The 26,797-nt window shown below is 58.5% G+C and carries 22 protein-coding genes and 1 tRNA gene; 8 read left to right on the top strand and 15 right to left on the bottom strand.

The window, feature by feature from the left end; translation table 11 throughout:
- Positions 1 to 59 precede the first annotated feature (59 nt).
- Positions 60 to 135 (bottom strand) — tRNA-Gly (locus KOL70_RS22330).
- 236 nt (positions 136 to 371) lie between these two features.
- Complete coding sequence (orn, locus tag KOL70_RS22335; RefSeq protein WP_058759872.1) at positions 372 to 920, bottom strand: oligoribonuclease; 549 nt, start codon at positions 918 to 920, stop codon at positions 372 to 374.
- Positions 921 to 1,022: 102 nt separating this feature from the next.
- Here orn and rsgA point away from each other — a divergent pair, with 102 nt between their 5' ends.
- The 3 genes from rsgA to mscM all read left to right on the top strand — a co-directional run bounded on the left by rsgA (position 1,023) and on the right by mscM (position 6,415).
- On the top strand, positions 1,023 to 2,072 hold the full coding sequence (gene rsgA, locus KOL70_RS22340) for a small ribosomal subunit biogenesis GTPase RsgA (protein WP_031279822.1): 1,050 nt from the start codon (positions 1,023 to 1,025) through the stop codon (positions 2,070 to 2,072).
- 93 nt (positions 2,073 to 2,165) lie between these two features.
- Positions 2,166 to 3,062: an archaetidylserine decarboxylase gene (gene asd, locus KOL70_RS22345; protein WP_021508134.1), complete on the top strand. Its 897-nt coding sequence runs from the start codon at positions 2,166 to 2,168 to the stop codon at positions 3,060 to 3,062.
- 17 nt (positions 3,063 to 3,079) lie between these two features.
- Positions 3,080 to 6,415 carry a miniconductance mechanosensitive channel MscM gene (mscM, locus tag KOL70_RS22350; protein WP_215481616.1) on the top strand — a complete coding sequence of 1,112 codons (3,336 nt, stop codon included), beginning with the start codon at positions 3,080 to 3,082 and terminating at the stop codon, positions 6,413 to 6,415.
- Positions 6,416 to 6,461: 46 nt separating this feature from the next.
- Here the strand turns inward: mscM and mdh are convergent, their stop codons facing one another.
- Positions 6,462 to 7,397, bottom strand: a complete 936-nt coding sequence (mdh, locus tag KOL70_RS22355) for a malate dehydrogenase (protein ID WP_132464060.1) — start codon at positions 7,395 to 7,397, stop codon at positions 6,462 to 6,464.
- A 420-nt stretch (positions 7,398 to 7,817) separates the two neighbouring features.
- Between mdh and argR the strand changes: the two genes are divergently transcribed.
- From argR to yhcN (KOL70_RS22375), 4 genes are all read left to right on the top strand, one after another.
- Positions 7,818 to 8,288 carry a transcriptional regulator ArgR gene (gene argR / locus KOL70_RS22360; RefSeq protein WP_021508137.1) on the top strand — a complete coding sequence of 157 codons (471 nt, stop codon included), beginning with the start codon at positions 7,818 to 7,820 and terminating at the stop codon, positions 8,286 to 8,288.
- A 492-nt stretch (positions 8,289 to 8,780) separates the two neighbouring features.
- Positions 8,781 to 9,044 carry a peroxide/acid stress response protein YhcN gene (yhcN, locus tag KOL70_RS22365; RefSeq protein WP_021508138.1) on the top strand — a complete coding sequence of 88 codons (264 nt, stop codon included), beginning with the start codon at positions 8,781 to 8,783 and terminating at the stop codon, positions 9,042 to 9,044.
- A gap of 90 nt (positions 9,045 to 9,134) precedes the next feature.
- Positions 9,135 to 9,401, top strand: a complete 267-nt coding sequence (locus tag KOL70_RS22370; RefSeq protein WP_021508139.1) for a YdgH/BhsA/McbA-like domain containing protein — start codon at positions 9,135 to 9,137, stop codon at positions 9,399 to 9,401.
- Positions 9,402 to 9,504: 103 nt separating this feature from the next.
- Complete coding sequence (gene yhcN / locus KOL70_RS22375) at positions 9,505 to 9,771, top strand: peroxide/acid stress response protein YhcN (protein WP_021508140.1); 267 nt, start codon at positions 9,505 to 9,507, stop codon at positions 9,769 to 9,771.
- Positions 9,772 to 9,830: 59 nt separating this feature from the next.
- Here the strand turns inward: yhcN (KOL70_RS22375) and KOL70_RS22380 are convergent, their stop codons facing one another.
- From KOL70_RS22380 to aaeX, 5 genes are all read right to left on the bottom strand, one after another.
- A complete protein-coding gene (locus tag KOL70_RS22380) occupies positions 9,831 to 10,100 on the bottom strand; it encodes a hypothetical protein (RefSeq protein ID WP_021508141.1) in 270 nt (89 codons plus the stop codon).
- Positions 10,101 to 10,115: 15 nt separating this feature from the next.
- Positions 10,116 to 11,570 (bottom strand): NAD-dependent succinate-semialdehyde dehydrogenase, encoded by a 1,455-nt coding sequence (locus KOL70_RS22385; protein WP_215481617.1) that lies wholly within the window; start codon positions 11,568 to 11,570, stop codon positions 10,116 to 10,118.
- 111 nt (positions 11,571 to 11,681) lie between these two features.
- A complete protein-coding gene (gene aaeB, locus KOL70_RS22390; RefSeq protein ID WP_021508143.1) occupies positions 11,682 to 13,634 on the bottom strand; it encodes a p-hydroxybenzoic acid efflux pump subunit AaeB in 1,953 nt (650 codons plus the stop codon).
- Positions 13,635 to 13,645: 11 nt separating this feature from the next.
- Positions 13,646 to 14,575, bottom strand: a complete 930-nt coding sequence (gene aaeA / locus KOL70_RS22395) for a p-hydroxybenzoic acid efflux pump subunit AaeA (protein ID WP_058759877.1) — start codon at positions 14,573 to 14,575, stop codon at positions 13,646 to 13,648.
- 8 nt (positions 14,576 to 14,583) lie between these two features.
- Positions 14,584 to 14,787, bottom strand: coding sequence for a p-hydroxybenzoic acid efflux pump operon protein AaeX (aaeX, locus tag KOL70_RS22400; RefSeq protein ID WP_021508145.1), 204 nt, complete (start codon positions 14,785 to 14,787; stop codon positions 14,584 to 14,586).
- A 258-nt stretch (positions 14,788 to 15,045) separates the two neighbouring features.
- Between aaeX and aaeR the strand changes: the two genes are divergently transcribed.
- Positions 15,046 to 15,963, top strand: a complete 918-nt coding sequence (aaeR, locus tag KOL70_RS22405; RefSeq protein WP_031279824.1) for an HTH-type transcriptional activator AaeR — start codon at positions 15,046 to 15,048, stop codon at positions 15,961 to 15,963.
- 326 nt (positions 15,964 to 16,289) lie between these two features.
- On the opposite strand, the gene tldD is transcribed toward aaeR, so the two are convergent.
- From tldD to mreB, 7 genes are all read right to left on the bottom strand, one after another.
- Positions 16,290 to 17,735, bottom strand: coding sequence for a metalloprotease TldD (gene tldD / locus KOL70_RS22410; protein WP_215481618.1), 1,446 nt, complete (start codon positions 17,733 to 17,735; stop codon positions 16,290 to 16,292).
- Positions 17,736 to 17,799: 64 nt separating this feature from the next.
- On the bottom strand, positions 17,800 to 21,618 hold the full coding sequence (gene yhdP, locus KOL70_RS22415; RefSeq protein WP_104188183.1) for an AsmA2 domain-containing protein YhdP: 3,819 nt from the start codon (positions 21,616 to 21,618) through the stop codon (positions 17,800 to 17,802).
- 47 nt (positions 21,619 to 21,665) lie between these two features.
- Entirely contained in the window at positions 21,666 to 23,135 is a 1,470-nt protein-coding gene (rng, locus tag KOL70_RS22420; protein ID WP_021508149.1) for a ribonuclease G, read from the bottom strand.
- Positions 23,125 to 23,718 (bottom strand): nucleoside triphosphate pyrophosphatase, encoded by a 594-nt coding sequence (locus KOL70_RS22425; protein ID WP_021508150.1) that lies wholly within the window; start codon positions 23,716 to 23,718, stop codon positions 23,125 to 23,127. The genes rng and KOL70_RS22425 overlap by 11 nt, the downstream gene beginning before the upstream one ends.
- Before the next feature lie 8 nt (positions 23,719 to 23,726).
- Entirely contained in the window at positions 23,727 to 24,215 is a 489-nt protein-coding gene (mreD, locus tag KOL70_RS22430) for a rod shape-determining protein MreD (protein ID WP_031279826.1), read from the bottom strand.
- Entirely contained in the window at positions 24,212 to 25,246 is a 1,035-nt protein-coding gene (gene mreC, locus KOL70_RS22435; protein ID WP_021508152.1) for a rod shape-determining protein MreC, read from the bottom strand. The genes mreD and mreC overlap by 4 nt, the downstream gene beginning before the upstream one ends.
- Positions 25,247 to 25,514: 268 nt before the next feature.
- Positions 25,515 to 26,558 carry a rod shape-determining protein MreB gene (gene mreB / locus KOL70_RS22440; RefSeq protein WP_003855260.1) on the bottom strand — a complete coding sequence of 348 codons (1,044 nt, stop codon included), beginning with the start codon at positions 26,556 to 26,558 and terminating at the stop codon, positions 25,515 to 25,517.
- Positions 26,559 to 26,797 lie beyond the last annotated feature (239 nt).

Here is a 26,797-nt window from a genome sequence, read left to right on the forward strand (position 1 = left end):
AACGGCCTGGACGCGGCTGAAATCCTTGATTCTGATGCATTACTTTTTACTGCACGTTCTGGAGCGGGAAACGAGACTCGAACTCGCGACCCCGACCTTGGCAAGGTCGTGCTCTACCAACTGAGCTATTCCCGCATCATTGTCTTTCAATCTGCTGCGGCGTTGACCGCTTTAGCGCAACTGAACTACCTGATTCAGAACATTTGTTACTTTTACTGCTCCGTACCTGCTGTAAATTCTTCACCGGTACGGGGTGCGCATTATACGAGAAATCCTTCCCGCCGCAAGCGTTGCAAAGCAAAATTTTGCGCTTTGCGCGCGTTTGCTGTTTTAATCGGCAAACTGCTGCTTTCCTGCGCACCCGCGTTGATTTACAGCTGCAGGAAGTGCTCGCGGTAGTAGGCCAGCTCGGCAATGGACTCACGAATGTCGTCCAGCGCCTGATGCGTACCGGCCTTTTTAAAGCCTGGCAGAATCTCTGGCTTCCAGCGGCGCGCCAGCTCTTTCAGCGTGCTGACATCGAGATAGCGGTAGTGGAAATAGGCTTCCAGCGCCGGCATGTACTTAAACAGGAAGCGGCGATCCTGACCAATGCTGTTGCCGCAAATCGGTGAGGTGTTGGCCGGAACCCACTGCTGCAGAAACGCAATCGTCGCCTGCTCCGCCGCACGATCGTCATGCTGGCTGGCCTTCACGCGCGCAACCAGGCCGCTATTGGTGTGGGTGCGCACGTTCCAGTCATCCATCAGCGCCAGCTGCGCATCGGACTGATGCACCGCCAGTACCGGACCTTCGGCCAGAATATTAAGGTTGGCGTCCGTTACAATGGTGGCGATCTCAATAATGCGATCGCGCTCCGGATCCAGTCCGGTCATTTCCAGGTCGATCCAAATCAGATTGTTTTCATTTCCCGCTGTCATGCATTTCCCGCCTGTTGCCAAAGTCGTCATTAGCCTGAATTAAGGTGTATCATAGACGTTTTGCCCAGCGGGGCGAAGCCTGGCGAAAGCGTGAGAGGATGCGTGAGCAAAAATAAATTGTCGAAGGGTCAACAACGTCGCGTCAGCGCCAACCATCAGCGTCGTCTGCAGCAACGGAACGAAAAGCCGGAACCGGACGACAGCCTGTTTGGTGAAGCCTCTGAAGGCGTAGTGATCAGCCGCTTTGGCATGCACGCGGATGTGGAAGACAGCGCCGGCGAGGTGCATCGCTGTAATATCCGCCGCACTATTCGCTCGCTGGTCACCGGTGACCGCGTAGTGTGGCGCGCCGCCGGCGAAAACGGTGGCAAAGGTATTGTTGAAGCCGTACACCCGCGCCAGACGGTGCTGACGCGTCCGGACTTCTATGACGGCGTGAAACCGATCGCCGCTAACATTGATCAGATCATAATTGTGTCGGCGATCCTGCCAGAGCTGTCGCTGAACATTATCGATCGCTATCTGGTGGCCAGCGAAACGCTCGGCGTGGAGCCGCTGCTGGTACTGAATAAAACCGATCTGCTGGATGACGACGCGCGGGCGTTTGTCGATGAGCAGATGGATATCTATCGCCACATTGGCTATCGCGTACTGATGGTGTCGAGCCGCGCCAAAGATGGACTGAAGGATCTGGAAGCAGCGCTCACCGGCCGGGTCAGCATTTTTGCCGGCCAGTCGGGCGTGGGTAAATCCAGCCTGCTGAACAACCTGCTCGGCCTTGACCTGGCAGGCGATGAGATCCTGACCAATGATGTGTCGGACGTGTCCGGCCTCGGCCAGCACACCACCACCGCCTCACGGCTGTATCACTTCCCGCACGGCGGCGATGTCATCGATTCGCCTGGCGTGCGCGAGTTCGGTTTGTGGCATCTGGAGCCGGAACAAATTACCCAGGGATTTGTCGAATTTCGTGAATTTCTCGGCGGTTGCAAGTTCCGTGACTGCAAGCACGACAACGACCCAGGCTGCGCCATCCGCGAAGCGGTAGAGAACGGGATCATCGACATTTCACGCTTCGATAACTACCACCGTATTCTGGAGAGCATGGCGCAGGTAAAAACGCGTAAAAACTTTTCCGCCAGCGAAGATTAACGGGTACAACGGCACATTCGCCAACTGACCGGGGCGCTGCTACAATCCGCCCCCTTTTGTGTAAACCAAACGTTATTAAGCCAGGAGGCAACGGTGTTTGATCGTTTTAAACTCGGCCTGAATCACATTCTGCCTAAAAAAGCGCTGACCGAACTCGCCGGTTGGGGCGCCAGCCGCCGCGCTGGCTGGCTGACCAAAGCGGTCATCGACATTTTTGTCTGGTTCTACAAAGTGGATATGGCGGAAGCCAGCAAGCCGCACACCGGCAGCTACCGCACCTTTAATGACTTCTTTGTACGCCCGTTAAAAGAGGGTGCGCGCCCTATCGATCCGGACGCTTCGCTGCTGGCCTTGCCAGCGGATGGCGCCATCAGCCAGCTGGGCCGTATTGCTGGCGATCAGATCTTCCAGGCCAAAGGCCACACCTACTCGCTGCAGGCGCTGCTGGCCGGCAATGACGACTTGGCGGAAAAATTTGTCGACGGTGAGTTCGTTACCACGTACCTCGCGCCGCGCGACTACCACCGCGTGCACATGCCGTGTAACGGCATCCTGCGCGAAATGATCTACGTGCCGGGCGATCTCTACTCGGTTAACCCGCTGACCGCGCGCAACATCCCGAACCTGTTTGCCCGTAACGAACGCGTGATCTGTGTATTCGATACCGATCACGGCCCGATGGTGCAGATCCTCGTGGGCGCCACCATCGTCGGCAGCATCGAAACCGTCTGGGCCGGCACCGTGACGCCGCCGCGCGAAGGGGTGATCAAACGCTGGCGCTACCCATCGGCCGATCATGATGGCGCGGTCGTGCTGCTGAAAGGTCAGGAGATGGGCCGCTTTAAGCTGGGCTCGACGGTGATCAACCTGTTTGCGCCGAACCGCGTTAAGCTGGCTGAAAGCCTTGAAGCCGAAAGCAAAACCCGCCTGGGTCAGCCGCTGGCTATCGCCCTGCCGCAGCCCGGCGACAGCGCTCCGCTCATCGACTAATTCCGGGAAACACCGCCGTGCGCGCCTCTCTTTTTCTGCTGCTGAGCCTGGTGCTCAGCAGCACCGCCTTTGCCGCCACCGTTCCACCCGCCAGCCAGCTGAAACAGGATCTGGAAACGGCGAAATCCGCGAAAAGCTCGCCCAGCCAGGCCGAACAGGTGCAGGCGCTGGAAGCAGCAATTAACTTCCTGTCCGAACGCGACGACTCGCTGGAACGGGCGAAACAGTATCAGCAGGTAATCGATGATTTCCCGCGGCTGGCGCGCGAGCTGCGTCAGCAAATCGCCACGCTGACTGACAGCAGCAAGCCAGTGCGCAGCAACATGAGCAATGCCGAGCTGGATCAGGAGATCCTGCAGGTTAGCAGCCAGCTGCTGGAGGAGAGCCGCCAGGCGCAGCAGGAGCAGGATCGCGCCCGCGAAATCAGCGATTCTCTGTCGCAGCTGCCGCAGCAGCAGACCGATGCGCGGCGCGCCATGACCGAAAGCGAACGGCGCGCACAGGGCGTGGCGGCTGCCGCTACCCCGCTGGCGCAGGCGCAGATTTATGCGCGTCAGACCGAGAGCGCTGCCAGTAAAGCGCGGGTCGATGAGCTGGAGCTGGCGCAGCTGTCGGCCAATAACCGTCAGGAGCTGGCGCGCATGCGCGCGGAAGTGCATCAGCGCAAAGCCACCCAGCTGGATAACTATCTGCAGGCGCTGCGCAATCAGCTCAACAACCAGCGTCAGCGCGAAGCCGAACTGGCGCTGGAGCGCACCGAACAGCTGGCGGAAAACAGCGGCGATCTGCCGGCCTCCATCAGCGATCAGTTCCGCGTTAACCGCGAGCTCTCCGCCGATCTGAATCAGCAGGCGCAGCGTATGGATCTGGTGGCCTCGCAGCAGCGTCTCGCCACCAATCAGACATTGCAGGTGCGCCAGGCGCTGAGCACGCTGCGCGAGCAGTCACAGTGGCTGGGCGTGTCAAATCTGCTGGGTGAAGCGCTGCGCGCGCAGGTGGCGCGCCTGCCGGAGATGCCGAAATCCCAGCAGATCGACAGTGAAATGGGCCAGCTGCGCGTGCAGCGGCTGCATTATGAAGACCTGCTGGAGCGCCAGCAGGCGCTGCGCAAAGAGAAACAGGCGGACGGCACGCCGTTCACCAGTGAACAGACGCGCATTCTGGATGCCCAGCTGAAAACCCAGCGTGAACTGCTGAACTCACTGATTTCCGGCTGCGACACGCTGATTCTGGAAATCACCAAGCTGAAGGTTTCCAATACGCAGCTGCAGGACGCGCTGAGTGAAGTCAAAGAGGCGACGCACCGCTATCTGTTCTGGACCGCCGACGTCAGCCCGGTTGGCCTGAAATATCCGCTGGACGTGGCCACCGATCTGACGCGCCTGCTGTCGCTGGACACGCTGGGCCAGCTGGGCAAAGCGCTGGCGATGATGTTCACTAACCGCGAAACGGTGCTGCCGATCATCGGCGCCATTCTGCTGGTGGGCTTTAGCATCAGCACGCGTCGTCACTACAACGCCTTTATGGCGCGCGCAGCCAGCCGCGTGGGGAAAGTGACGCAGGACCGCTTCAGCCTGACGCTGCGCACCGTCTTCTGGTCGATTCTGGTCGCGGTGCCGCTGCCGGTGCTGTGGGCCGCGCTCGGCTTTGGCCTGCAGCACGCCTGGCCTTACCCGTTTGCCGTGGCGATTGGCGATGGCATCACTGCCACCCTGCCACTGCTGTGGGCATTCATGATCAGCGCGGCGTTTGCCCGTCCTGACGGCCTGTTTGTCGTGCACTTTCGCTGGCCGCAGGCGCGGGTCGCGCGCGCCATGCGTTATTACTCGCTGACGGTCGGCCTGATCGTACCGCTGATTATGCTGCTGATTGCTTTCGCCAACCTCGACGATCCGCAGTTCTCCGCCACGCTGGGGCGCCTGTGCTTTATTCTGATCTGCGGGGCGCTGAGCATTGTCACCGTCAGTCTGAAACGCGCCGGTATCCCGCTCTATTTGGATAAAGAGGGCAACGGCGACAACTTCGTTAACCGGATTCTGTGGAACCTGATGATCGCCATTCCGCTGGTGGCGGCGCTGGCCTCCTGCATTGGCTATCTGGCCACCGCGCAGGCGCTGCTGGCGCGTCTGGAAACCTCGGTCGGCATCTGGTTCTTCCTGCTGGTGATTTACCACATCATTCGCCGCTGGATGCTGATTCAGCGCCGCCGCATCGCCTTTGACCGCGCGCGCCAGCGTCGTGCCGATATGCTGGCCAACCGCGCGCGCAGCGAAGAGGAAAAAGAGCAGCAGTCTGCCGTCAGCACCGATACCGTGGAAGTCGAAGAGCCGATTATCGATCTGGATGCGATCAGCGCGCAGTCGCTGCGGCTGGTCCGCTCGATTCTGACGCTGATTGCGCTGGTGTCGGTGATTGTGCTGTGGTCTGAGATCCACTCCGCGTTCAGTTTCCTCGACAACATTCCGCTGTGGGATGCCAGCACCACGGTGCAGGGCGTCGAGAGCGTACAGCCCATTACGCTGGGTGCCGTGCTGATCGCCATCCTGATCTTTATCATCACCACCCAGCTGGTGCGCAATATGCCGGCGCTGCTGGAGCTGGCGCTGCTGCAACACCTCAGCCTGTCGCCCGGTACCGGTTACGCCATTACCACCCTGACCAAATACGCGCTGATGCTGGTCGGCGGTCTGATTGGCTTCTCGATTATTGGCGTGGAGTGGTCAAAACTGCAGTGGCTGGTAGCGGCGCTGGGTCTGGGGCTGGGCTTTGGGATGCAGGAGATCTTTGCCAACTTTATCTCCGGCCTGATCATCCTGTTTGAGAAACCGATTCGTATCGGCGATACCGTGACCATTCGCGATTTGACCGGCAGCATCACCCGCATCAATACGCGCGCCACCACCATTACCGACTGGGACCGCAAAGAGATTATTGTGCCGAACAAGGCCTTTATCACCGAGCAGTTCGTCAACTGGTCGCTGTCGGATTCGGTGACGCGCGTGGTGCTGACCATTCCGGCACCGGCCCACGTTAACAGCGAAGAGGTGACAACCATCCTGAAGCAGGCGGCCGATCGCTGCACCTACGTGCTGGATATGCCGGCGCCGGATGTGTTCCTGGTGGATCTGCAGCAGGGCATTCAGCTGTTTGAGCTGCGCGTGCACGCGGCGGAGATGGGCCATCGTATGCCGCTGCGTCATGAGCTGCATCAGCTGATTCTGCGCGGCTTTGAAGAGCATGGCATTGAGATGCCGTTCCCGCCGTTCCAGATTCGCATGGAAACGCTGGGGCGCAAAACGCCGGCCAGCAACGGTTCGACTGCCAGCCGGACTTTCAAATCCGGTGGCCTGTAAAACAAAACGCCCGGCATACGCCGGGCGTTTTTTCTTTACGCGCGAGTTACTTCACAAACTCTTCGCCCTGCGCGATATCTTTTTTCAGCGTCTCCAGCATGCCGTTAAGCGCCTGCTGTTCGAAATCACTGAGCGGCCCGAGCGGACGGCGTTCGGCGATACCGTTTTTGCCCAGCAGCAGCGGCTGCGAGAAGAAGCGCGCGTACTCGCCGTCGCCTTCCACATAGGCGCATTCAACGACATTGGCTTCGCCCTGCAGTGCACGAATCAGCGACAGGCCAAAGCGCGCAGCCGCCTGGCCCATCGACAGCGTCGCCGAGCCGCCACCGGCTTTGGCTTCCACCACTTCGGTACCGGCATTCTGAATACGTTTCGTCAGGTCGGCGATCTCCTGCTCGCTGAAGCTGACGCCTTTAACCTGCGACAGCAGCGGCAGAATGGTCACGCCTGAATGCCCGCCGACCACCGGCACTTCAATCTCCGTAGGCTGTTTGCCCTTCAGGGCAGCGACAAAGGTGTTGGCGCGAATCACATCCAGCGTCGAGACGCCAAACAGCCGGTTTTTATCGTACACCCCGGCTTTTTTCAGCACTTCGGCGGCAATCGCCACCGTGGTATTTACCGGGTTAGTGATGACGCCAATCAGCGCTTTTGGCGCAGAGGTTGCCACCTGTTCAATCAGGTTACGCACGATACCGGCGTTGACGTTAAACAGATCGGCGCGGTCCATGCCAGGTTTGCGTGCCACACCGGCCGAGATCAGCACCACATCAGCGCCGTGCAGAGCCGGCGTGGCATCTTCGCCACTGAACCCTTCAACTTTCACGGCGGTAGGAATGTGGCTGAGATCAACCGCGACGCCTGGCGTCACCGGGGCAATGTCATACAGTGAGAGGGCTGAACCTGCGGGTAATTGGGTCTTGAGCAGCAGAGCGAGTGCCTGGCCAATACCACCAGCTGCACCGAGAACGGCAACTTTCATCCTGAACTCCTTATTAAGGTGGGGCAGAGATATGCCGGAAATCCATCAGGTTACGAGTTTAATCAACTTCTCAGGCGATAGCGACACACCTGTCGCGCAATAACATTACGCCGCAATCGGCTCCCGAGACATCTCCACTTCAGAAGTCGCCTGAATGATCCAGTCGCAGCCAGAAGACTATGGACGGCAATGATCATCGTTTTGTTGTTACCACTTCAATAATATAACAACTTTGCAACCTTCGCTTTGCGCGCCAGCGCGCGATTTTGGTGCAGGATAAAACTCTGTTATCATGCCCGCCCCACACGCGCATGCCGTGAATTCACGCATCCGCTTATTGCATAAAAATTCATCTAAATGCATAATAATTTATCTGCGACGGGCCTGTTGCCTGCTGCAACCCTCTTTTATTGGTAGCTTATGCGAAACCCATCTAAACAAGACGATCTGATAAAGGCGTTCAAAGCCTTACTGAAAGAAGAAAAGTTCAGCTCTCAGGGCGAAATTGTCCAGGCGCTGCAGGAAGACGGCTTCGGCAACATCAACCAGTCAAAAGTTTCTCGTATGCTGACCAAGTTTGGCGCGGTGCGCACGCGTAACGCCAAAATGGAGATGGTGTACTGCCTGCCAGCCGAACTGGGCGTGCCTACCACCACCAGCCCGCTGAAGAATCTGGTGCTGGATATCGACTATAACGATGCGCTGGTAGTGATTCATACCAGCCCGGGCGCGGCCCAGCTGATCGCCCGCCTGCTCGACTCCCTCGGCAAAGCCGAAGGCATTCTCGGCACCATCGCCGGTGACGACACCATTTTTATTACACCAGCGCGCGCCTTTACGGTGAAGCAGCTGTATGACGCCGTGCTGGTGTTATTCGAACAGGAACTATAAAACCCTGTCTGTTACCGGCGGTTCACCTGCCGGTAACCTTGCCCGCCCGCCCGCGTTTCTCCCGCTGTTTTATCGCCAACACCTTACAAAATAACCGCTTAGCCATATTCCGCCGGGTTCTCAATGCGCGAAAGTATTGGTACGACCTTTTCGCCTGCTTAACCCTTTGCGCTATTTTACGCTGCTTTACAATTAGTGATCAGCGGTTATCTCTTGCTTTTAGCGCACAGCCAGCTTGATCAACCACATTGTTTCGCACAAAAAGATAATTTGATGCAGATCATTGTTTTTGCATGGAAATACACCCTCCTGGTTAAGATCCAGGCGGTTTTAATAACTTTGCGTTATAAAAATGTGCCATAAGGATAAAGAATTACAACCAATCATTATTAGCGGGATATTAATTTCATGGGTGATTAGATCTATACTTCTTTTCGTGATGCAAATCACACGAAATCAAAAAGAGAAAAACAGAAGACGAGGAAAAATACCATGAACGTTAAAACTACTATCGCCACCCTGAGTGTTCTATCTGCCCTGTCATTTGGTGCTTTCGCCGCAGATTCTATCAATGCCGAACAGGCAGCGAACCTGCAGCCGGTCGGCACCATCAGCGTCAGCGGCATTGGCGGCTCACCGATGGATATCCATCAGCAGCTGAACGCCAAAGCTGAAGCGCAAGGTGCTAAAGCCTATCGCGTTGTTGAGGCTTATAACGACAACAGCTACCACGCAACCGCGGAACTTTATAAATAAGTTTGCCGGAACAAGATGCAGTGTGAACGGCGACCCGTTTGAGAGGCGTTTGCCTCTCAGGTTGCCCACCCCATTTCAGGAGAGTGAATCATGAAAACCAAATTATCTATTGCTGTACTGAGTCTGGCTTCCGTTCTGTCTTTTGGCGCCAGTGCTGCCACCCTGGTAACCAACACCCAGGCTGAAAATCTGCAGCCGCTGAATCAGACCATTAGCGTGAGCGGCGTCGACGGCGACCAGACCAATATCCGTCAGGAACTGTCCCAGAAAGCCGATGCTCAGGGTGCCAGCCATTACCGCATCATTGAGAACAATCAGGACAACACCTTCCACGTGACGGCTGAACTGTACAAATAAACTTTAACTATCGATCCGGCGTTATGCAGTTGCCGGTAGAAGATCGACGACCCGCTTACCCTCTTCGTGCCGCAGGTTGTTGATTCTAATGAGGAGACGAATTATGAAAATCAAAACAACCATCGCAACCGCTACGCTGCTTTCTCTGTTCGCTTTTGGCGCTTCAGCTGCCCAACTGGTAACGGATGAATCCGCGCAGAATCTGCAATCTACCGGCCAGACCATTACCGTTAGCGGAACAGGCGGCTCACCTATGGATTACCGCGCTCAGCTTTCTCAGAAAGCCGATGAGCAGGGTGCCAGCGCGTATAAAGTGATTGAAGCGCGCACCGGTGACAGCTATCACCTGACTGCAGAGCTGTACAAATAATTCCTCGTCAATTCTGACGAACCCTTTGGCCCCGCCTGCCGGGGCCCTTTTTGGTTGTGCTACTGAACATTAAAGCGGAGCTGGCCTTCCAGCTCCTCTTCTGCCTCATCGAATAGCAATATCAGCGCACCATAGCGGCGTTTCTGCCCTTTCCCCAGATTGATGAACGCAATTTCCAGCGGCAGCGGGATCTGCTCGCCGATGATCATTTCCCACAGATCGTCCAGATCGTGAATGGTGCGATCCGCCAGCGCGAAACGTTCGCAAAACTGACGGTAGAAATGAGCCTGATCGACGATTTCATTGAAGTCGAAACGCTCGGTTCTCATGGTGACATCCTCTCGCTACGCCAGACCGCCGAGGTGCAGCGCTTTGACTTCCAGATACTCTTCCATGCCCAGCACCGATCCTTCGCGTCCCAGTCCGGACTCTTTCACGCCGCCAAACGGCGCCAGCTCGGTCGAGACCGCACACTCGTTGATCCCAATCATGCCGGCTTCCAGCGCCGCCGAAACGCGGAACACGCGCTGCAGATTCTGCGTATAGAAGTAAGCCGCCAGACCGTATTCGGTATTATTGGCGCGCGCGATCACCTCAGCTTCATCGTCAAAGCGGAAGCAGGCGGCCACCGGACCGAAGGTCTCTTCCTGCGCCAGCTGCATCTCTTCATGCGCATCGGCAATCACCGTCGGCTGCCAGAAGTTACCGCCCAGCGGATGGCGCTCGCCGCCCACCAGCAGTTTCCCACCTTTGCTCAGCGCATCTTTGACATGCTCTTCCACTTTCTCCACCGCGGACGGCTCAATCAGCGGCCCGACCACCACGCCCGGCTCCACGCCGTTGCCCACTTTCAGTTTGCCCACCGCCTCAGCCAGCTGATGCACAAAGCGGTCGTATATTGCGTTGTGGATATAGAAGCGGTTAACGCTGACGCACACCTGGCCGGCGTTGCGGAATTTGTTGGCGATAGCCCCCTGCACCGCCGCGTCGATATCGGCATCGTCAAACACGATATAGGGCGCGTTGCCGCCCAGCTCCATCGAGACTTTCTTCATGGTTTCGGCCGCGTTCCGCATCAGCGTTTTCCCCACTGCGGTGGAACCGGTAAAGGAGATTTTACGCACCGCGCGGGAAGCCATAATGGCGTCGCTGATGGCGTGCGTGTCGCCGGCTACCGCGTTCAGCACGCCGTCCGGCACGCCCGCCTTTTGTGCCAGCGCCACCAGCGCAAAGGCGCTGAGCGGGGTGTTATTGGCCGGCTTGATGATGCCGGTGCAGCCGGCCGCCAGCGCCGGGCCGAGTTTGCGCGTCAGCATCGCCATCGGGAAATTCCACGGCGTGATGGCAGCGACCACGCCAATCGGCTCGCGCGTCGCCAGAATGCGTGAACCGGCTTTGGCCGGCGGGATAATTTCGCCGTTGGCGCGCTTCGCCTGCTCGGCAAACCATTGAATAAAGCTGGCGGCGTACTCTACTTCCCCCTCGGCTTCCTTTAGCGGTTTGCCCTGCTCGGCGGTCATCAGCTGGCCCAGCCAGCTTTTGTGCTCAATGATCAGCTGGTACCAGCGATAAAGGATTTCGCTGCGCTGTTTGGCGGTTTTGTCGCGCCACGCCGGAAAAGCGCGCTGTGCGGCGGCAATCGCCTGTTCGGTTTCAGCCTTGCCGGCTTTCGCCACCTGCGCCAGTACCTCGCCGGTGGCCGGATTGGTGACATCAAAGGTGCTGCTGGCGGTGTGCCACTGGCCGTCAGCGAAGTAGCCAGTGTTGAACAGTTCGTGTTGTTGCAGGGAAGTGGACATCGTTATTCTCCTGTCAGTAAGCATCCTGTCAGGAAAGTATAGATGGCAATAATCGGGCAATGAGGGTCAGCGTGGCATCAGGCCAGCCGCTGCGCCAGGCAGCGGCCAGTTTCAGATTTGGATGAGGGTGTTCTGGTACTTATCCAGCATCATCGACAGCCGTTTCACCGGTTCCGTCACGCTGGCCGGAGCGGCATAGTGCTGCAGCTTCTGCTGATAAACGTCCAGCTCCTGCAGCAGGCGCTCAAAGTAGTAGCGCCGTTTATCATCGCTGCTGGCCGCAATAATGCGGTCGGCGGTGGCGCGCAGCTGGCGGTGATACGCCGACAGGTCGGCATTGACCGGCACCTCCGCGTTGCGCAGGCGCTGATGACCAATAATCAGCGTGAGCGCGATCCGGTACTTGTCGATATCGCCCGGGAACAGATTAAGTAGCAGGAACAGCTGCTGATAAAGCGCCGGTAAATGGTTTTCCCGCCGGCGCGCCTGATTGGTGGTCAGCGCTGCCACCGCAGCATACATAAAGCGATTCAGCAGCTTGCGTCCGGTGCGGGCTTTGGATTTGTCACGAATCAGTAAAATCACCATCATCGCCACAAAGCTGCCAATCCACTGGCCGAGCGCGTTGTCGAGAAACACGTTGAACTCAAACTTCATCGGGTTATCCAGCACCAGCACGTTAATGGTGCCGATCAGTGCGCCCAGCGTACCAATCTGCCGCCGCTGTACAAAGATGCCGCCGATAAAGCCGAGTGCGCCAATCGCGATACACAACAGCAAGGCACTTTGCTGGGTGCCCGGCAATACCCAGATGAAGTAGAGCATGCCCAACGGCACCGCAAAGGCCATGCCGTAGAAGAAGTCTTTCGCCATCATCAGCGGATTCGGCATACGCATCGCCAGCGCGGTAATCACCGCCAGCATCACCATGCAGCCGCTGCCGGAAGTCCAGCCGGTATACAGCCAGAACAGCGAACCGAGCGCGGTGGCGACAAAGGTGCGCACGCCATTGATCATCGCATGATGCGTTTCCGCTGAGCGCGCCTGGATCACCACTTCACGCTGCAGAATGCTCTCCTCCAGCGTGGTGATACGGCTGTTACTTTTGACGCCATTGATCAGCAGCAGATATTCGGTCGCGGCGCCAACCCAGCTGGCCAGGGTAAACGGCACACTTTTACTGCTGACGCCAATAACGCGGCGCATCAGCTTCATGCGCTTATGTACGTCACTGACGCTGGTTACCTCTTTTTCAATCAGCAGGCGATACTGCGGCGGGATGTAATCCGGGCGCGAATTCTGAATCAGGAAGGTCTCAGCGGCCTGAGTAATCAGCGTCAGCGATAGCGTGTTGAGCATTTGCAGCCGGCGGCTGGTGTTGCTCCAGCGCGACGACTCCATCAGCAGCTGGCTGCGCATACCGTTGAGCGCGGTCGTGCGGCGCACCAGCGCGCTCCAGGCTTTGTCGACTTCCTCTTTATCCTCGTGCGCCACGCACAGCTGCAGCAGGCGGTAGTGCGCGACCAGCAGCGCATCCACTTCCGCATCAATCACTTTCTTGATCGAGCGCGGAGAGAACAGCATGTCGGCGAGAATGGCGCACAGGATACCGAGCACAATTTCGCTGCAGCGCTCCACGGCGAACTGTGGCGCCAGCGTCAGGCCGCCGCTGGCATCCGCGGTCACCACGATGATCAGCGCAGTGTAGCCGGCGAGGCCCAGCGCGTAGGAGTTTTCGACTTTAATCAGCGATGAGAGCCAGACGCACATGCCAGCCCACAGGCAGCACAGCAGCAGCATCACCACCGGCGCGCGCACCGTCGCAATCATGATGGTGAGTGCAGCGATACAGCCGATAAAGGTGCCGATAATACGCAGAACGCCACGGTAGCGCAGCGCGCCAGAGTAAGGATCGCCGCCCGCGGCAAAGGCGGTGCCGCCGGCCACAATGCCGGCGGTCATCACCGCCCAGCGCGGCGTTTCCAGATTGAAGTGAAAGCCAATCATCAGCGCCGCCACCAGCGCGAAGGTCAGCTTCACCGGGAAACGCAAAAACTCAATCATATCGCCCCCGCTTAACCAAACTCACGCAGGCGGTTGAACAGCTGCGCCATCGGCGACACTTTGGTCTGGCGGTCTTTGTCACCGGTGATCACCACGGTGGCGGTGGTCCCCGCCGGGAAGCGGTTGCCGGGTTGATCGTCAAGGCGAATACGCACCGGTACGCGCTGCGCCAGACGCACCCACTCGAGGTTGGAGTCCACGGTGGCCATGCCTTTGCTGTCGACGCTGCTGCTGCTGTTGGTCACGCCAGCCGCGATGCTGTCAACCGTGCCGCGCAGCACCGTGTTGCTGCCCAGCGGAGTGATTTCCGCACGGAAGCCGGGACGCACGCCATCCAGCTTGGTCTCTTCCATGTAGGCCAGCACGTAGAACGAGTGCTGCTGCACCAGCGCCACGGCCACCGAGCCGCGCGTGATGAATTCCCCCTGATAGACGTTGAGGTTGGTGACCCAGCCATCGGACGGCGCTTTGATGGTGGTGCGATCAAGGTCGATCACCGCCAGATCGCGCGTCGCCACCGCTTTGGCCAGCTGATGTTCGCTGGTCTGCAGGTCGCTGTTCGACTGCTCAATGGCTTCACGCGACATCGCGCTGGTACCGAGCTGGTTACGGCGCGCCGCTTCACGGCGTTTTTCGCTGACCAGCGCCTGGTAATATTCGACATCCGCCTGCGCCTCATCCAGCGCTTTCTGGTAGCGCGGACGGTCGACGATAAACAGCGTATCGCCTTTTTTCACCAGCTGGTTGTCGTGTACCGGGACGTCGGTGATCAGTCCGGTCACGTCCGGGGAGATCGCCACCACGTCGGCGGAGAATTTGGCGTCACGCGTCCACGGCGACTCGGTATAGAACACCCAGGCGCGGAAGATGATAACAACAGCGATGATAACCAGCAGGAGCGTAATGGCGTAACGCGCGATTTTTCTTATAAGCGCTTTCACTTAAAACCTCAGACGAATAGACGGGATACAAGGTAAAACACACAGCAATACAGCGCTGTGTTAAAAAGTGCCGGATGCCACACCAGATCGTAAATCCCGCTGGGCGTCAGCACGCGTTTCACCAGCCAGAACAGCGCCAGCGAAACCAGTAGTTCAATGAATATGGGCGGAAAAGACAGCCCGAATACGACAAATACCGGAAGCACACTCATTTCGGTTCCTTAGTTCGACCTTGCCGGATTGCACCGATACCTGCCCTCATGCCCTCTGGCACGTCGGGTTGATGATAGTGGGATGACGGATAATCTGATGACAACATTCAGGCCGCGTTGAGCTAATCATAGCGTATCATCGGGTAAACACTGCCGTGTTCAGGTGCGGTGAAGAGACCCAGCGTGCGTATAGTAACGCGCTTGACTATACGTTTTCTACATATTGTGAGCTAAATCACTTTTTAGCCAGAGTAAACAATGGAACGACTCAAAGGCATGTCCATTTTCGCCAAAGTGGTTGAATTGGGCTCATTTACCGCCGCCGCACGCCAGCTGCAGCTCAGCGTCTCGTCAATCAGCCAGATTGTTGCCAGACTGGAAGATGAGCTGCAGGTGAAGCTGCTTAACCGCAGCACCCGCAGTCTGGGCCTGACCGAAGCCGGTAAGATTTATTATCAGGGCTGCCGCCGCATGCTGGCAGAGGCCTCGCAGGTGCACGAACAGCTGTACGCCTTCAACAACACGCCGATCGGGATTTTACGCATCGGCTGCTCAACCACCATGGCGCAAAATGTCCTCTCCGCCATGACCAGCGAGATGCTGCACGAATATCCGGGACTGAGCGTCAACCTGATGACCGGCATACCGGCGCCGGACCTGATTGCTAACGGGCTGGATGTGGTGATACGCGTCGGTGAGTTGCAGGATTCCAACCTGTTCTCGCGCCGGCTGGGCGCCATGCCGATGGTGGTATGCGCGGCGAAGAGCTACCTGGCCCAGCACGGCACGCCGGAAAAGCCGGCTGAAATCGACAACTTTTCCTGGCTGGAGTACAGCGTGCGCCCGGATAACACCTTCGAGCTGGTGGCGCCGGAAGGCCAGGTGACGCGCCTGACGCCGCAGGGCCGTTTTGTCACCAATGATTCTCAGACGCTGATTCGCTGGCTGAAAGCGGGCTGCGGTATCGCCTATGTGCCGCTGATGTGGGTGATTGATGAGATTAACGCCGGAGAGATCGATATTTTGTTCCCGCAGTATCACTCGGAGCCGCGCCCGGTGTATGCCGTCTATACCGAGAAGGATAAGCTGCCGCTCAAGGTGCAGGTGTGTATCAATTATCTGACCGAGTATTTCAGGCAGGTGGCGAGGCAGTATCAGCAGCACCGCAAAAGTTAGCCGCCGTCTGGCGCTGGTGTGGTCGGCCTGAAGGGCGCATACGGGAAAATGCGGGGCAGTTATGCATGCCAGGTCACCACGAAGGGTGACCTGACAAAACAATTGCGTAATGCCGATCAGTTAAGTACCAAATTCAATTACCGCAGATTTCGTAGCAGCGCGATTAATCGCGCGTACTACTAGCAGCACCGTTCCCATCCATGCTTCGCGCAATAAATTGCGCCGCTACCAAAGTGTGCGTGCTGTTTACTCATAACTGACAAGCATTGTACAAACCCATTGCGCGGTTTTGACAGGGTGCGCACTGATGCGCACCAGCATGAACCTTAAGCTGTTCCGCCCACGGTAATTTTATCCAGCTTCAGCGTGGGCTGACCTACGCCGACCGGCACGCTCTGGCCCTCTTTACCGCACACGCCGACGCCCTTATCCAGCGCCAGATCGTTCCCGACCATGGAAATCTGCTGCATCGCCTCAATGCCGGAGCCGATCAGCGTAGCGCCTTTCACCGGTTTGGTGACTTTGCCGTTCTCGATCAGATAAGCCTCGGAGGTCGAGAACACAAACTTGCCGGAGGTGATATCGACCTGGCCGCCGCCAAAGTTAGGGGCATACAGACCATACTCCACACTCTCAATGATCTCCTGCGGCGTCGATTTGCCCGCCAGCATATAGGTGTTGGTCATGCGCGGCATCGGCAGGTGCGCATAGGATTCACGACGCCCGTTACCGGTAGGCGGCACGCCCATCAGACGCGCATTGAGCTTGTCCTGCATGTAGCCTTTCAGCACGCCGTTTTCGATCAGCACGTTGTACTGTCCCGGCACGCCTTCATCATCCACCGCCAGCGAACCACGCAGCCCTTGAAGGGTACCGTCGTCAACCACGGTGCAGAGTTCGGACGCCACCAGCTGGCCCATCTTACCGCTGAAGACGGAAGTCTCGCGGCGGTTGAAATCCCCTTCCAGACCGTGGCCCACCGCTTCGTGCAGCAACACGCCTGGCCAGCCCGCACCCAGCACCACCGGCAGCGTACCGGCTGGCGCCGCGACGGCAGACAGGTTAACCAGCGCCATGCGCACCGCTTCGCGCGCCCAGACATCAGCCCGTACATCACCGCTCTCATCGGCGAGGAAAAATTCGTAGCCGGTACGCGCACCGCCGCCGCTGGCGCCGCGCTCGCGTTTACCCAGATCTTCCACCTGAACGCTAATGGACAGGCGCACCAGCGGGCGAATATCCGCCGCCAGCGTACCGTCGGTGGCGGCGACCAGCACCTGCTCGTAGACGCCGCTCAGGCTGGCATTCACTTCCTGCACGCGCGGATCGGCGGCGCGTGCCACTTTATCAACCCGGTGCAGCAGCGCGATTTTGTCTTCGCGCGTCAGGCTGTCCAGCGGATTGACCGGCGCGTACAGCGAACGGTTAAGCACCGCGGAGAGCGCGTGCGCTTTACCGTTGCCCTGCTCGCGCACAATACTGCGCGCCGCTTCGGACGACTGGCGCAGGGCATTGAGGCTGATTTGATCGGCATAGGCAAAACCGGTTTTCTCCCCGCTTACCGCGCGGACGCCCACGCCCTGGTCGATATGATAAGAGCCATCTTTAATGATTTTGTCTTCCAGCACCCAGGATTCATGGAAGCTGGACTGAAAATAGAGATCGGCATAGTCCAGACGACGTTCTGAAAGCTGCCCTAACAGGGAAAAAAGGTCCTGCTGATTAATGCTGTTCGCAGCTAGTAACTGCTCACTTACCAGATTCAGAGTCATCGTTTCTCACTCATTATGTGCTCGGATAGTCATAGCCTGCGGCAATTCCCCGACGGCGTCAAATTCACTTCTTATCGGCTTCGCGCGGTTTGCGCAGCACTTCATTGATTTCCGGCTTATCCAGCGGTCCGCTGATGTGATAGCGCAGCAGCGAAATCTTATTCCACAACGGAGCCAGCACCTTGCTGGCGGCAAAAACCGCCGCGCCGACCACCGGGTTAATCACAAACGCGGTGGCCACGCCAACCGAGGCGCCGATCTCCGGAGCCACCACCGCTTCCATGTCGATTTGCCGCTGCACCAGATCTATTTTGCCCTGCATGGCGATATCCGCTTCGAGGCCATCTACCAGCAGGTTATCGGTGCGCATCACGCCGTTTTCAATCCACGCCGTGCCGTTGATCGAATCAAACCAGAAACCTTCATTAAAGGTATCGCTAAAATCGAAGCGCAGCTTACGCAGCAGGGCATCGAAGCTCACCAGCCGCAACAACTGTCCGGCACGACCGGTGTTCACATCCGCAATCTGCCCTTTGCCGAAGTGGGTTTTCAACGTGCCGCTCAGCGTCTTTTCTGAAGGCTGCCACGGTGCGGAGCGCCAGTGCAGGTCATAATCAATTTTAAACGGCGCATCGCGCAGCGGCGTGTTCATGCCAAACCAGTTGGTGGCATCATTGATATTTTTGCCGCTCAGGCTGCCTTTTAACGAGGTGCGCTGCTCGCCCGCTTTGTTCACCCATTCACCCGCGACATTGAGCTTCGAGCTGCCGGTATCGACGCTGCCGTTAGTGAGTGCTAACGTCTCTCCCTGCGGCTGGAGCCTGGCCTGGATGTGGCCGAACTTCTGGCCGCGCAGCCAGCACTCAGCGCAGTTGAGCTGCAGCGCTGGCCAGCTGCGGAAATCAATGCCGCTGTCCCCGCTGAACGGCGAGGAGGCCTTGCCCGCTTCACCGTCACTCCATTGCGGATTGTAATAAAGATAGCTCAGGTCGATTTGCCACGGCGCGTGTTGTGCGGTTCGCAGGCTGCCGCGCGCTTCGCGGCTCTCCAGCTGAAGTTGCGTGCTGCCGCCCGCGCCCTGAGTCACCGTGGCATTAACATCGTGCCACTGCTGGCCGCCGAGCGTCAGGGCCGGAGTGCGCAACGTCACATCGCCCGGCAGCAGTGCGCCGCCGATGTCCGTCTCGCCCTGCGCATTGCGTGAACCCGTCGTGCCGGTCATCAGCCCCAGCCAGGCTTCGCCGTCCAGCGCCGGCAGATTAAGCACCATCCCGCGCCGATCCGGTAGCGCCGGCGTGCTTTTGGCATCATTCAGCCAGATACCGCGATCGACGCGCAGCTGCGGCTCCAGCAGCCAGCGGCTGTTAAAGCGATGGTGCTCACGCACGCTGCCGCTGAGGTTAAAACTGTGCAAATCGCCGCTGGCATTAATGGCGATGGGCAGTGCCTCACCGGCCTCTTTATCCAGTGGTGGAGGTAAGTGACTGCTCACTGTCTTGCCGTCACCATTGATATCAACCTTGTAGCGCGCCCCACCCTGATGCGGCAGCGTGATGTCGACATTGCCCTGCCACGCCAGACTGCCGCCCAGCTTACTGCTTACACTGGCAGGCAGCATGGCCAGTTTTGCCGGCTGCCAGTCGCCCAGCAGTTTGACGTTAACGCCAAAATCATCGGGATTTTCCGTGGTGGTGAAACGCACGCCGGTGGGCTGACCGAACCAGTTGGCCTGCAGCTCTTCACTCTCCAGGTTTCCGTTGTTGTAGCGGAAACGTCCGGTCAGGTTTTTCAGCGTGGTGTTGAGCGGCTTAATGTGCAGGCTGTTGTTATTCAGCACCACGTTACCGCTGGCGTGCACCAGTTCCCCATCCAGCGGAATATCCAGGTTGAGCGAACCACGCACGTTGCCGCCAATCTGCAGCTGCTCCAGCGCCGCACCCAGCGTGGATTTGAGCGGCGTGCGGGCGAAATAGTCGGCGATATCTTTACCTTCGCCGCTCAAATCACCGTCAATGATCAGCTTCTCTTTCAGGTAATCCGGGATTACCGCACTGACGTTGCGCGCGTCCACCGCACCCAGCCGGGTTTGCGCCGCCTTCATCCACAGACCGTCGTTGATAAAATCGAGGTCGATATCGAGGTTTTGCAGCGCCGGCCAGCCTGGCTGGAACTGGAAGGTAGCATTGCGCACCGGCACGGCCACTTCAAACATGCCGTCGTGGTGCTTAAACGGGAACAGACGCGGATCGCCGGCAAACAGCAGCGTGGCATTCTCCACCTGGCCGCCTTTGACCGCTTCGCTGAGATACTGCGTCAGATCGTGGCCCATCAGCGGCTCAGGGAAGTAGCGCCACGCATCACCGGCGTCGGTGACGCGAATCCCGGCAAGAATGTCGAGCCGCGGCGCTTTACCGACATTTTGCTGATAGCGGAAATCGCCGCGCGCCCATAGCGAACGTGCCTGCACGTCCAGCTGCTGGCCATCCAGCGTCAGGCCGTTGCCATCGCGCAGCCAGTTAATCCTGCCGGTGACCTGCTGAATCTGTAACGGCGCCTGGAACATATCGCCGTACGGCACTTCCGCCTGGCCCATCTGCACATCCAGCTGGCCGTGGTTCAGACTGCCGCTGGCGCTGCCGCTCAGATTGCTGATGCCCGGCAAAAGCTGCCAGTGCTGCCACGCCAGATCGCGCCAGCGCGCCTGCAAACGCGTCTGCTCCGGCTGCGCCAGCGGAATATCCAGCGCCAGCGCGTCGATATAGCCGCGCGGCTGCAGCGCCCGCCAGTTGTCCAGCAGCGTAGGTGAGAGCGGCGCAAACAGCGGCACCAGCGGTGCCAGACGCTGCAGATCAAGACGGGTGGCACGCACCCGCACTTCCGCTGCACTGTTCGCGCCGATCATCTGTTTATCTTCCGGCTTCCACAGCAGGGCGATATGGCCGGCATCCCAAGCCACGCCGTCAGTCATCAGCCGGGTTTGCGGCACCGTCAGGCTCCAGCCATTCTGGTAGCGCGCCAGATGCGCGGTCAGGCCATCCACCTGCAGCTGATGATCGCCCTGCTCGCCGCGCCAGCGCGCGCCGCCTTTGCTCAGCAGCAGATCGCCTGCATACACCTCGCCGTCGCGCAGGTTGACCCACGCGGCCAGGCTGAAACGCGCGCTTTGCAGGCTGGTATTATCACGCAGCCAGCGGCCAATCCACGGCCGCACGTCCACGTCATCGGCCTGCATCCAGATGCGGCCGTCGTTGAGTAAGCCGTTAGTATCGTTAAGATCGAGTCGTACCTGCACCACGCCGTGCTGGCCGGTGAAGCTGGACAGGCTCACTTCGCCTTCGGCGCGATGGCGGTTGTCCTCGTTCAGCCAGGTAAGGCGGGGAATCGCCAGTTCGGCATGCTGGCCGGAAGGCGTGAGAAAACGGATGCTGCTGTCGCGCAGATCGAAATGGTCAAACTGGCGTAAGAACAGATCGTTGATTTGGGCCGGTTTGAAGCTGTTTTTTTGCTCGTCGCTGGTGAGCAACGGACGGTTGGTTGCCAGCCGCAGCTGCCAGAAGGTGAGATCGCGAAACTGCCAGCGCCAGTGCAGCAGCGACTGCCACACATTGAGCGCCAGCGTAACGCGGCCAATCTGCAGCTCGCCATCTTTTTCCATGTCGATACGCAGATCGCGCACCTGCAGGGTCGGGCCAAAATTCTCCCATTTTCCCTGAATTTCACTGGCATCGATGGTGACGCCGCTGACGCGCGAAAGGGTGTGCAGCACCTCGCCGCGATAGCTGTTGAGATGCGGCATCACAAGGCGCAGCCCGCTGACCAGCAGCGCCACAATGACGATGATTGCGGCGAGCAGCAGTAACAAAATCCCCGGCAACCGCCTCACACACCTCTCCTTGCTTTCCGTTGGGTTACGGCGTTCAACCTCACGACTTACATCATGACGACGTCAAACTGCTCCTGCGTGTAGAGCGGTTCAACCTGTACTTTGACCTGCTTGCCGACAAAAATTTCCACTTCGGCCAGCGCGTGCGACTCATCGCTTTTCAGCGCTTCACCCACTGCGGGCGACACGTACACCAGGAAGCTGTCGGAGTCGTAAGCGTGATGGACGCGGACGATTTCACGCATGATTTCATAGCACACGGTCTCCACCGTCTTCAGCGAACCGCGTCCCTGGCACACCGGGCAATCGGCACACAGCACGTGCTCAATGCTTTCGCGCGTGCGTTTGCGCGTCATCTCGACCAGCCCCAGCGCGGAGAAGCCGTTGATGCTGGTTTTGACGCGATCTTTGCTCAGCGCGCTCTCCAGCGAGTGCAGCACGCGCCGGCGATGATCGTCATTATTCATGTCGATAAAATCGATGATGATAATGCCGCCGAGATTACGCAGCCGCAGCTGGCGCGCAATCGCCTGCGTGGCTTCGATATTAGTATTAAAAATGGTTTCGTCGAGGTTGCGGTGGCCGACAAACGCACCGGTGTTAATGTCCACCGTGGTCATGGCTTCGGTCTGGTCGATAATCAGGTAACCGCCAGATTTCAGTTCCACCTTGCGCTCGAGCGAGCGCTGAATCTCGTTCTCCACGTCATAGAGATCGAAAATCGGCTGCTTGCCGTTGTACAGCTCCAGCTTGCTGGCCATCTCCGGAATATATTCGCTGGTAAATTCCACCAGCAGATCGCAGGTCAGGCGCGAATCGACGCGGATGCGATCCAGCGCTGCGCCGGCGAAATCGCGCAGCACGCGCTGCGCCAGCGCCAGCTCGCCGTAAAGCAGGCAGCGCGTCTGGTTGCGCTTCTTACGCTCGCTGACTTTGGTCCACAGGCGCTTTAAAAATGCCGCGTCCTGCGCCAGCTCTTCTGCGCCAATGCCTTCTGCGGCGGTACGAATAATAAAGCCGCCGAGATCGTCACAGTAAGCGGCAACCACCGCTTTCAGCCGCTCACGTTCGGCCTCGCTTTCAATGCGCTGTGAGACGCCCACGTGTGAAGCCCCCGGCATAAAGACCAGGTAGCGCGACGGCAGCGTGATATCGGTGGTGAGGCGTGCCCCTTTGGTGCCGAGCGGATCTTTCACCACCTGCACCATTAAATCCTGTCCCTGACGCACCAGCTCGGCGATATCGCGCACGATAAAGTTCTTCTTCTCATCACCCGCCACGCATTCGGTGTGCGGCATGATGTCCGAGGCGTGCAGAAAGGCCGCTTTGTCCATGCCGATATCGACAAACGCCGCCTGCATGCCCGGCAGTACCCGGCTGACGCGCCCTTTGTAGATATTGCCGACAATACCGCGCCGCGCTTCGCGCTCAATATGGATTTCCTGCAGAATGCCGCCGTCAATATAGGCAACACGGGTTTCAGAAGGTGTCACATTTACCAGCAGTTCAGCCGTCATCTTGTCCCCTTAACGCACGCAGCGACTGAAAATGGCTCAGCAGTTCGCTGGTTTCCACCAGCGGCAATCCCACTACGGCGTGATAACTTCCATTGATGCGGCGCACAAAGTTGCCGCCCAGGCCCTGAATACCGTACGCGCCGGCTTTATCCATCGGCTCGCCGCTGGCGATATAGTGCGAAATTTCCTCTGCCGTGATAGTGCGGAATGTCACGTCTGTGGTCACCAGGCAATCCAGTTCACCCTGCGCATCGGCCAGCGCCACGGCCGTCATGACCTGATGGGTTTGCCCGGCCAGTTTACCCAGCATCTGTGCGGCATGCGCCGCATCGCGCGGTTTCTCCAGCACTTCGCCATTCAGCACCACGATGGTGTCAGCGCCCAGCACCGGCAGATCCTGCGGTGCTATCCGCACGCCGGCCCGCGCCTTATCGCTGGCCAGACGCCGCACATAAGACTCCGCCGCCTCACCCGGCTGACGCTGCTCTTCAACATCGGTAATCAGGCGCTCAAACTGCAGGCCAAGCTGCGTTAACAGCTCGCGCCGACGCGGTGAGCCGGAAGCCAGGTAGAGGGTTATCATTGTATTCCTTATTGCACAGCAAACTGACGGCGAATCTTTCTCATCAGTAAGAATAGCCAGGGCCACAGGATACCGTCGACCACGCTACTCCAGAAGATTTCCGGGCGGAAGGAGACGTTGATGACCAGAAATTCTGCCCAGAAAACAATCACATCAACCGCCAGCGACAGCACCATAACCATTAATGCCTGCTGCCACAACGCCAGATTACGGAATAGCTGAAATTTAAAGGCCACCAGATAGGCGATAATGCTGAACGCCAGCGCACGCACGCCCAGCGTTGAGCCGGCGACCAGATCCATAATGGCGCCGAGGAAAAAGCCGGTGCCCACATTGACCCGGTGCGGCAGCGCCAGCACCCAGTAGATCAGGATCAGCAATAGCCACGATGGCCGGAACATGTAAATCTGATCCGGCCACGGCATGATTTGCAGGATAAGCGCAACAAGGAAGGACAGCCAGATCACCCAACGCCCCTGGCTGCGATATCGACTCAAGGCTGGCCTCCGCGCGAGTTCGCCGGATTACCCTGCGAACGGCTGCTGGCGGCGGGCTGTGGCGGCCCCATCTGCTGATTTTGCTGCATCATGGCGGGTGCCGGCGGCCCCATTTCGCCCGCGGGCGGCAGCACCTGCGGCATCATCTGCATCAGGCGCTCGTTGGCCACGCGATGCACTTCATCCGGTGCCATCGGCATGTCGCCGTTCTTATCCGCACCCCACAGCAGCAGCAGGTAGCGCAGACGCTGCAGACCGGCGGTCGGACGCGCCTGAATCACGGTATAGGCACGCTGCGTATCCACTTTCACTGACGACACCACGCCGACCGGATAGCCTTCCGGGAAGCGTCCGCCCAGGCCTGACGTCACCAGCACATCACCGACGCGAATATCCGTATTGCCCGGCAGATGCTCCAGCTGCAGATCTTCGCTGCAGCCGTTACCGGCGGCGATGACGCGAATATCGTTACGCAGCACCTGAATCGGCAGGGCGTGCGAGGCATCACAAATCAGCAGCACGCGGCTGGTCATCTGCCCTACCGCCACCACCTGGCCGACCACGCCTTTATCGCTGATCACCGGCTGGCCTTCATACACGCCGTTGACGCTGCCTTTATCGATGATCACCTGATCGGTGTAAGGATCGGTGCCGGTGGAGATCACCTGGGTCACCATTTTGTGCTCATCCTGACGCAGCGGCGAGCCGAGCAGCTCGCGCAGACGCGCGTTTTCCTGCTTGTATTGCCCCAGCATCAGCAGGTCACTGTTTTTCAGGAAGAGCTCACGGCGCAGCGCTTTGTTTTCCAGCTCCAGCTGCTGGCGCGAGGCCAGCGTTTCGGAAACGCCGTCAAGAAGCTGTCGTGGCCCGTTGGCCAGGAAGTAAAATGGACTGACCGACGTGTCCAGGTAGTTGCGGATCTGGGAGAACGTGCTGATCCGGCTATCGGCGACAATAATCGCGATAGCCACAATCACGGCCAGAAACAGGCGCAACTGCAGGGAAGGTCCCCTGCTAAAAATCGGCTTCATAAATTCTGCGAATTCCTCGACATCAGGGAAGAAGCGTGAGTGTCTGCACTCACGCCTCCAGGGCTGGACGCTATACGCCGTCGTGCGCAGCGTCGCCAGTTACCCCGCATCCTGCAAACCGCAGTGACGACGTTGTGCCGCTGCTGCCCGGTGCCTGCTGCTGAGGCTGCCGTGCGGCATGCGATGGCCATCGTCCTGCCGTTGTGCTGATTTTGGGTATCGTCGCTATTCCCTGCGCAATTTGACCACGGTCTCAGCCGGAGAGGAATTACTCCTCGCTGAACAAATCGCCGCCATGCATGTCGATCATTTCCAGTGCTTTACCGCCGCCGCGCGCTACGCAGGTCAGCGGATCTTCTGCGACCACCACCGGAATACCGGTCTCTTCCATCAGCAGACGATCCAGGTTACGCAGCAGCGCGCCGCCACCGGTCAGCACCATACCGCGCTCGGAGATGTCAGACGCCAGCTCCGGCGGGCACTGCTCCAGCGCGACCATCACGGCACTGACGATACCGGTCAGTGGCTCCTGCAGCGCTTCCAGGATTTCATTCGAGTTCAGCGTAAAGCCACGCGGCACGCCCTCAGCCAGGTTACGGCCGCGCACTTCGATCTCGCGCACTTCGTCACCCGGATAAGCAGAACCGATCTCATGCTTGATACGCTCAGCGGTGGCTTCACCAATCAGCGAGCCGTAATTACGGCGCACGTAGTTAATGATAGCTTCATCGAAGCGATCGCCACCAATACGCACAGAAGAAGAGTAAACCACGCCGTTCAGGGAGATAACCGCGACTTCGGTCGTACCGCCACCGATATCCACCACCATCGAGCCGGTCGCTTCTGACACTGGCAGACCCGCGCCGATTGCCGCGGCCATGGGTTCTTCAATCAGGAACACTTCACGGGCACCGGCGCCCTGCGCCGATTCGCGGATGGCACGACGTTCAACCTGGGTTGCACCGACCGGCACGCACACCAGCACGCGTGGGCTGGGGCGCATAAAGCTGTTGCTGTGCACTTGCTTGATGAAGTGCTGGAGCATTTTTTCAGTCACGAAGAAGTCGGCGATAACGCCATCTTTCATCGGACGGATAGCTGCGATGTTACCCGGCGTACGGCCAAGCATCTGCTTTGCATCATGACCAACAGCCGCTACGCTCTTTGGGGAGCCGGCGCGATCCTGACGAATGGCAACCACAGAAGGCTCGTTCAGCACGATGCCTTGTCCTTTTACGTAAATCAGGGTATTCGCGGTACCCAGGTCAATGGACAAGTCATTGGAAAACATGCCACGAAATTTTTTAAACATACTAAGGGATAATCCTGCAAGCTGGGGGCGGAAAATAAAATCCGCCTACTTTACCAACCACGCGAAGCCGCTACAAGGCGCAAAAACGTTCTGCTTCGGTGAAAAACCAGGCTGAATAATTTTTCGCGGCGGTGCTGCCGTCCGACACCGGCGTTAAACGGCGCTAAGCTGCCGCTCTAAACGCAAATTCACCCGCCGGTCGCGGGTGAATTCCGACATAAAATCTAACATTTCCCGCC

It is taken from the genome of Pantoea sp. B270, assembly GCF_018726825.1.
GTDB classification, from domain to species: Bacteria; Pseudomonadota; Gammaproteobacteria; order Enterobacterales; family Enterobacteriaceae; genus Pantoea; species Pantoea dispersa.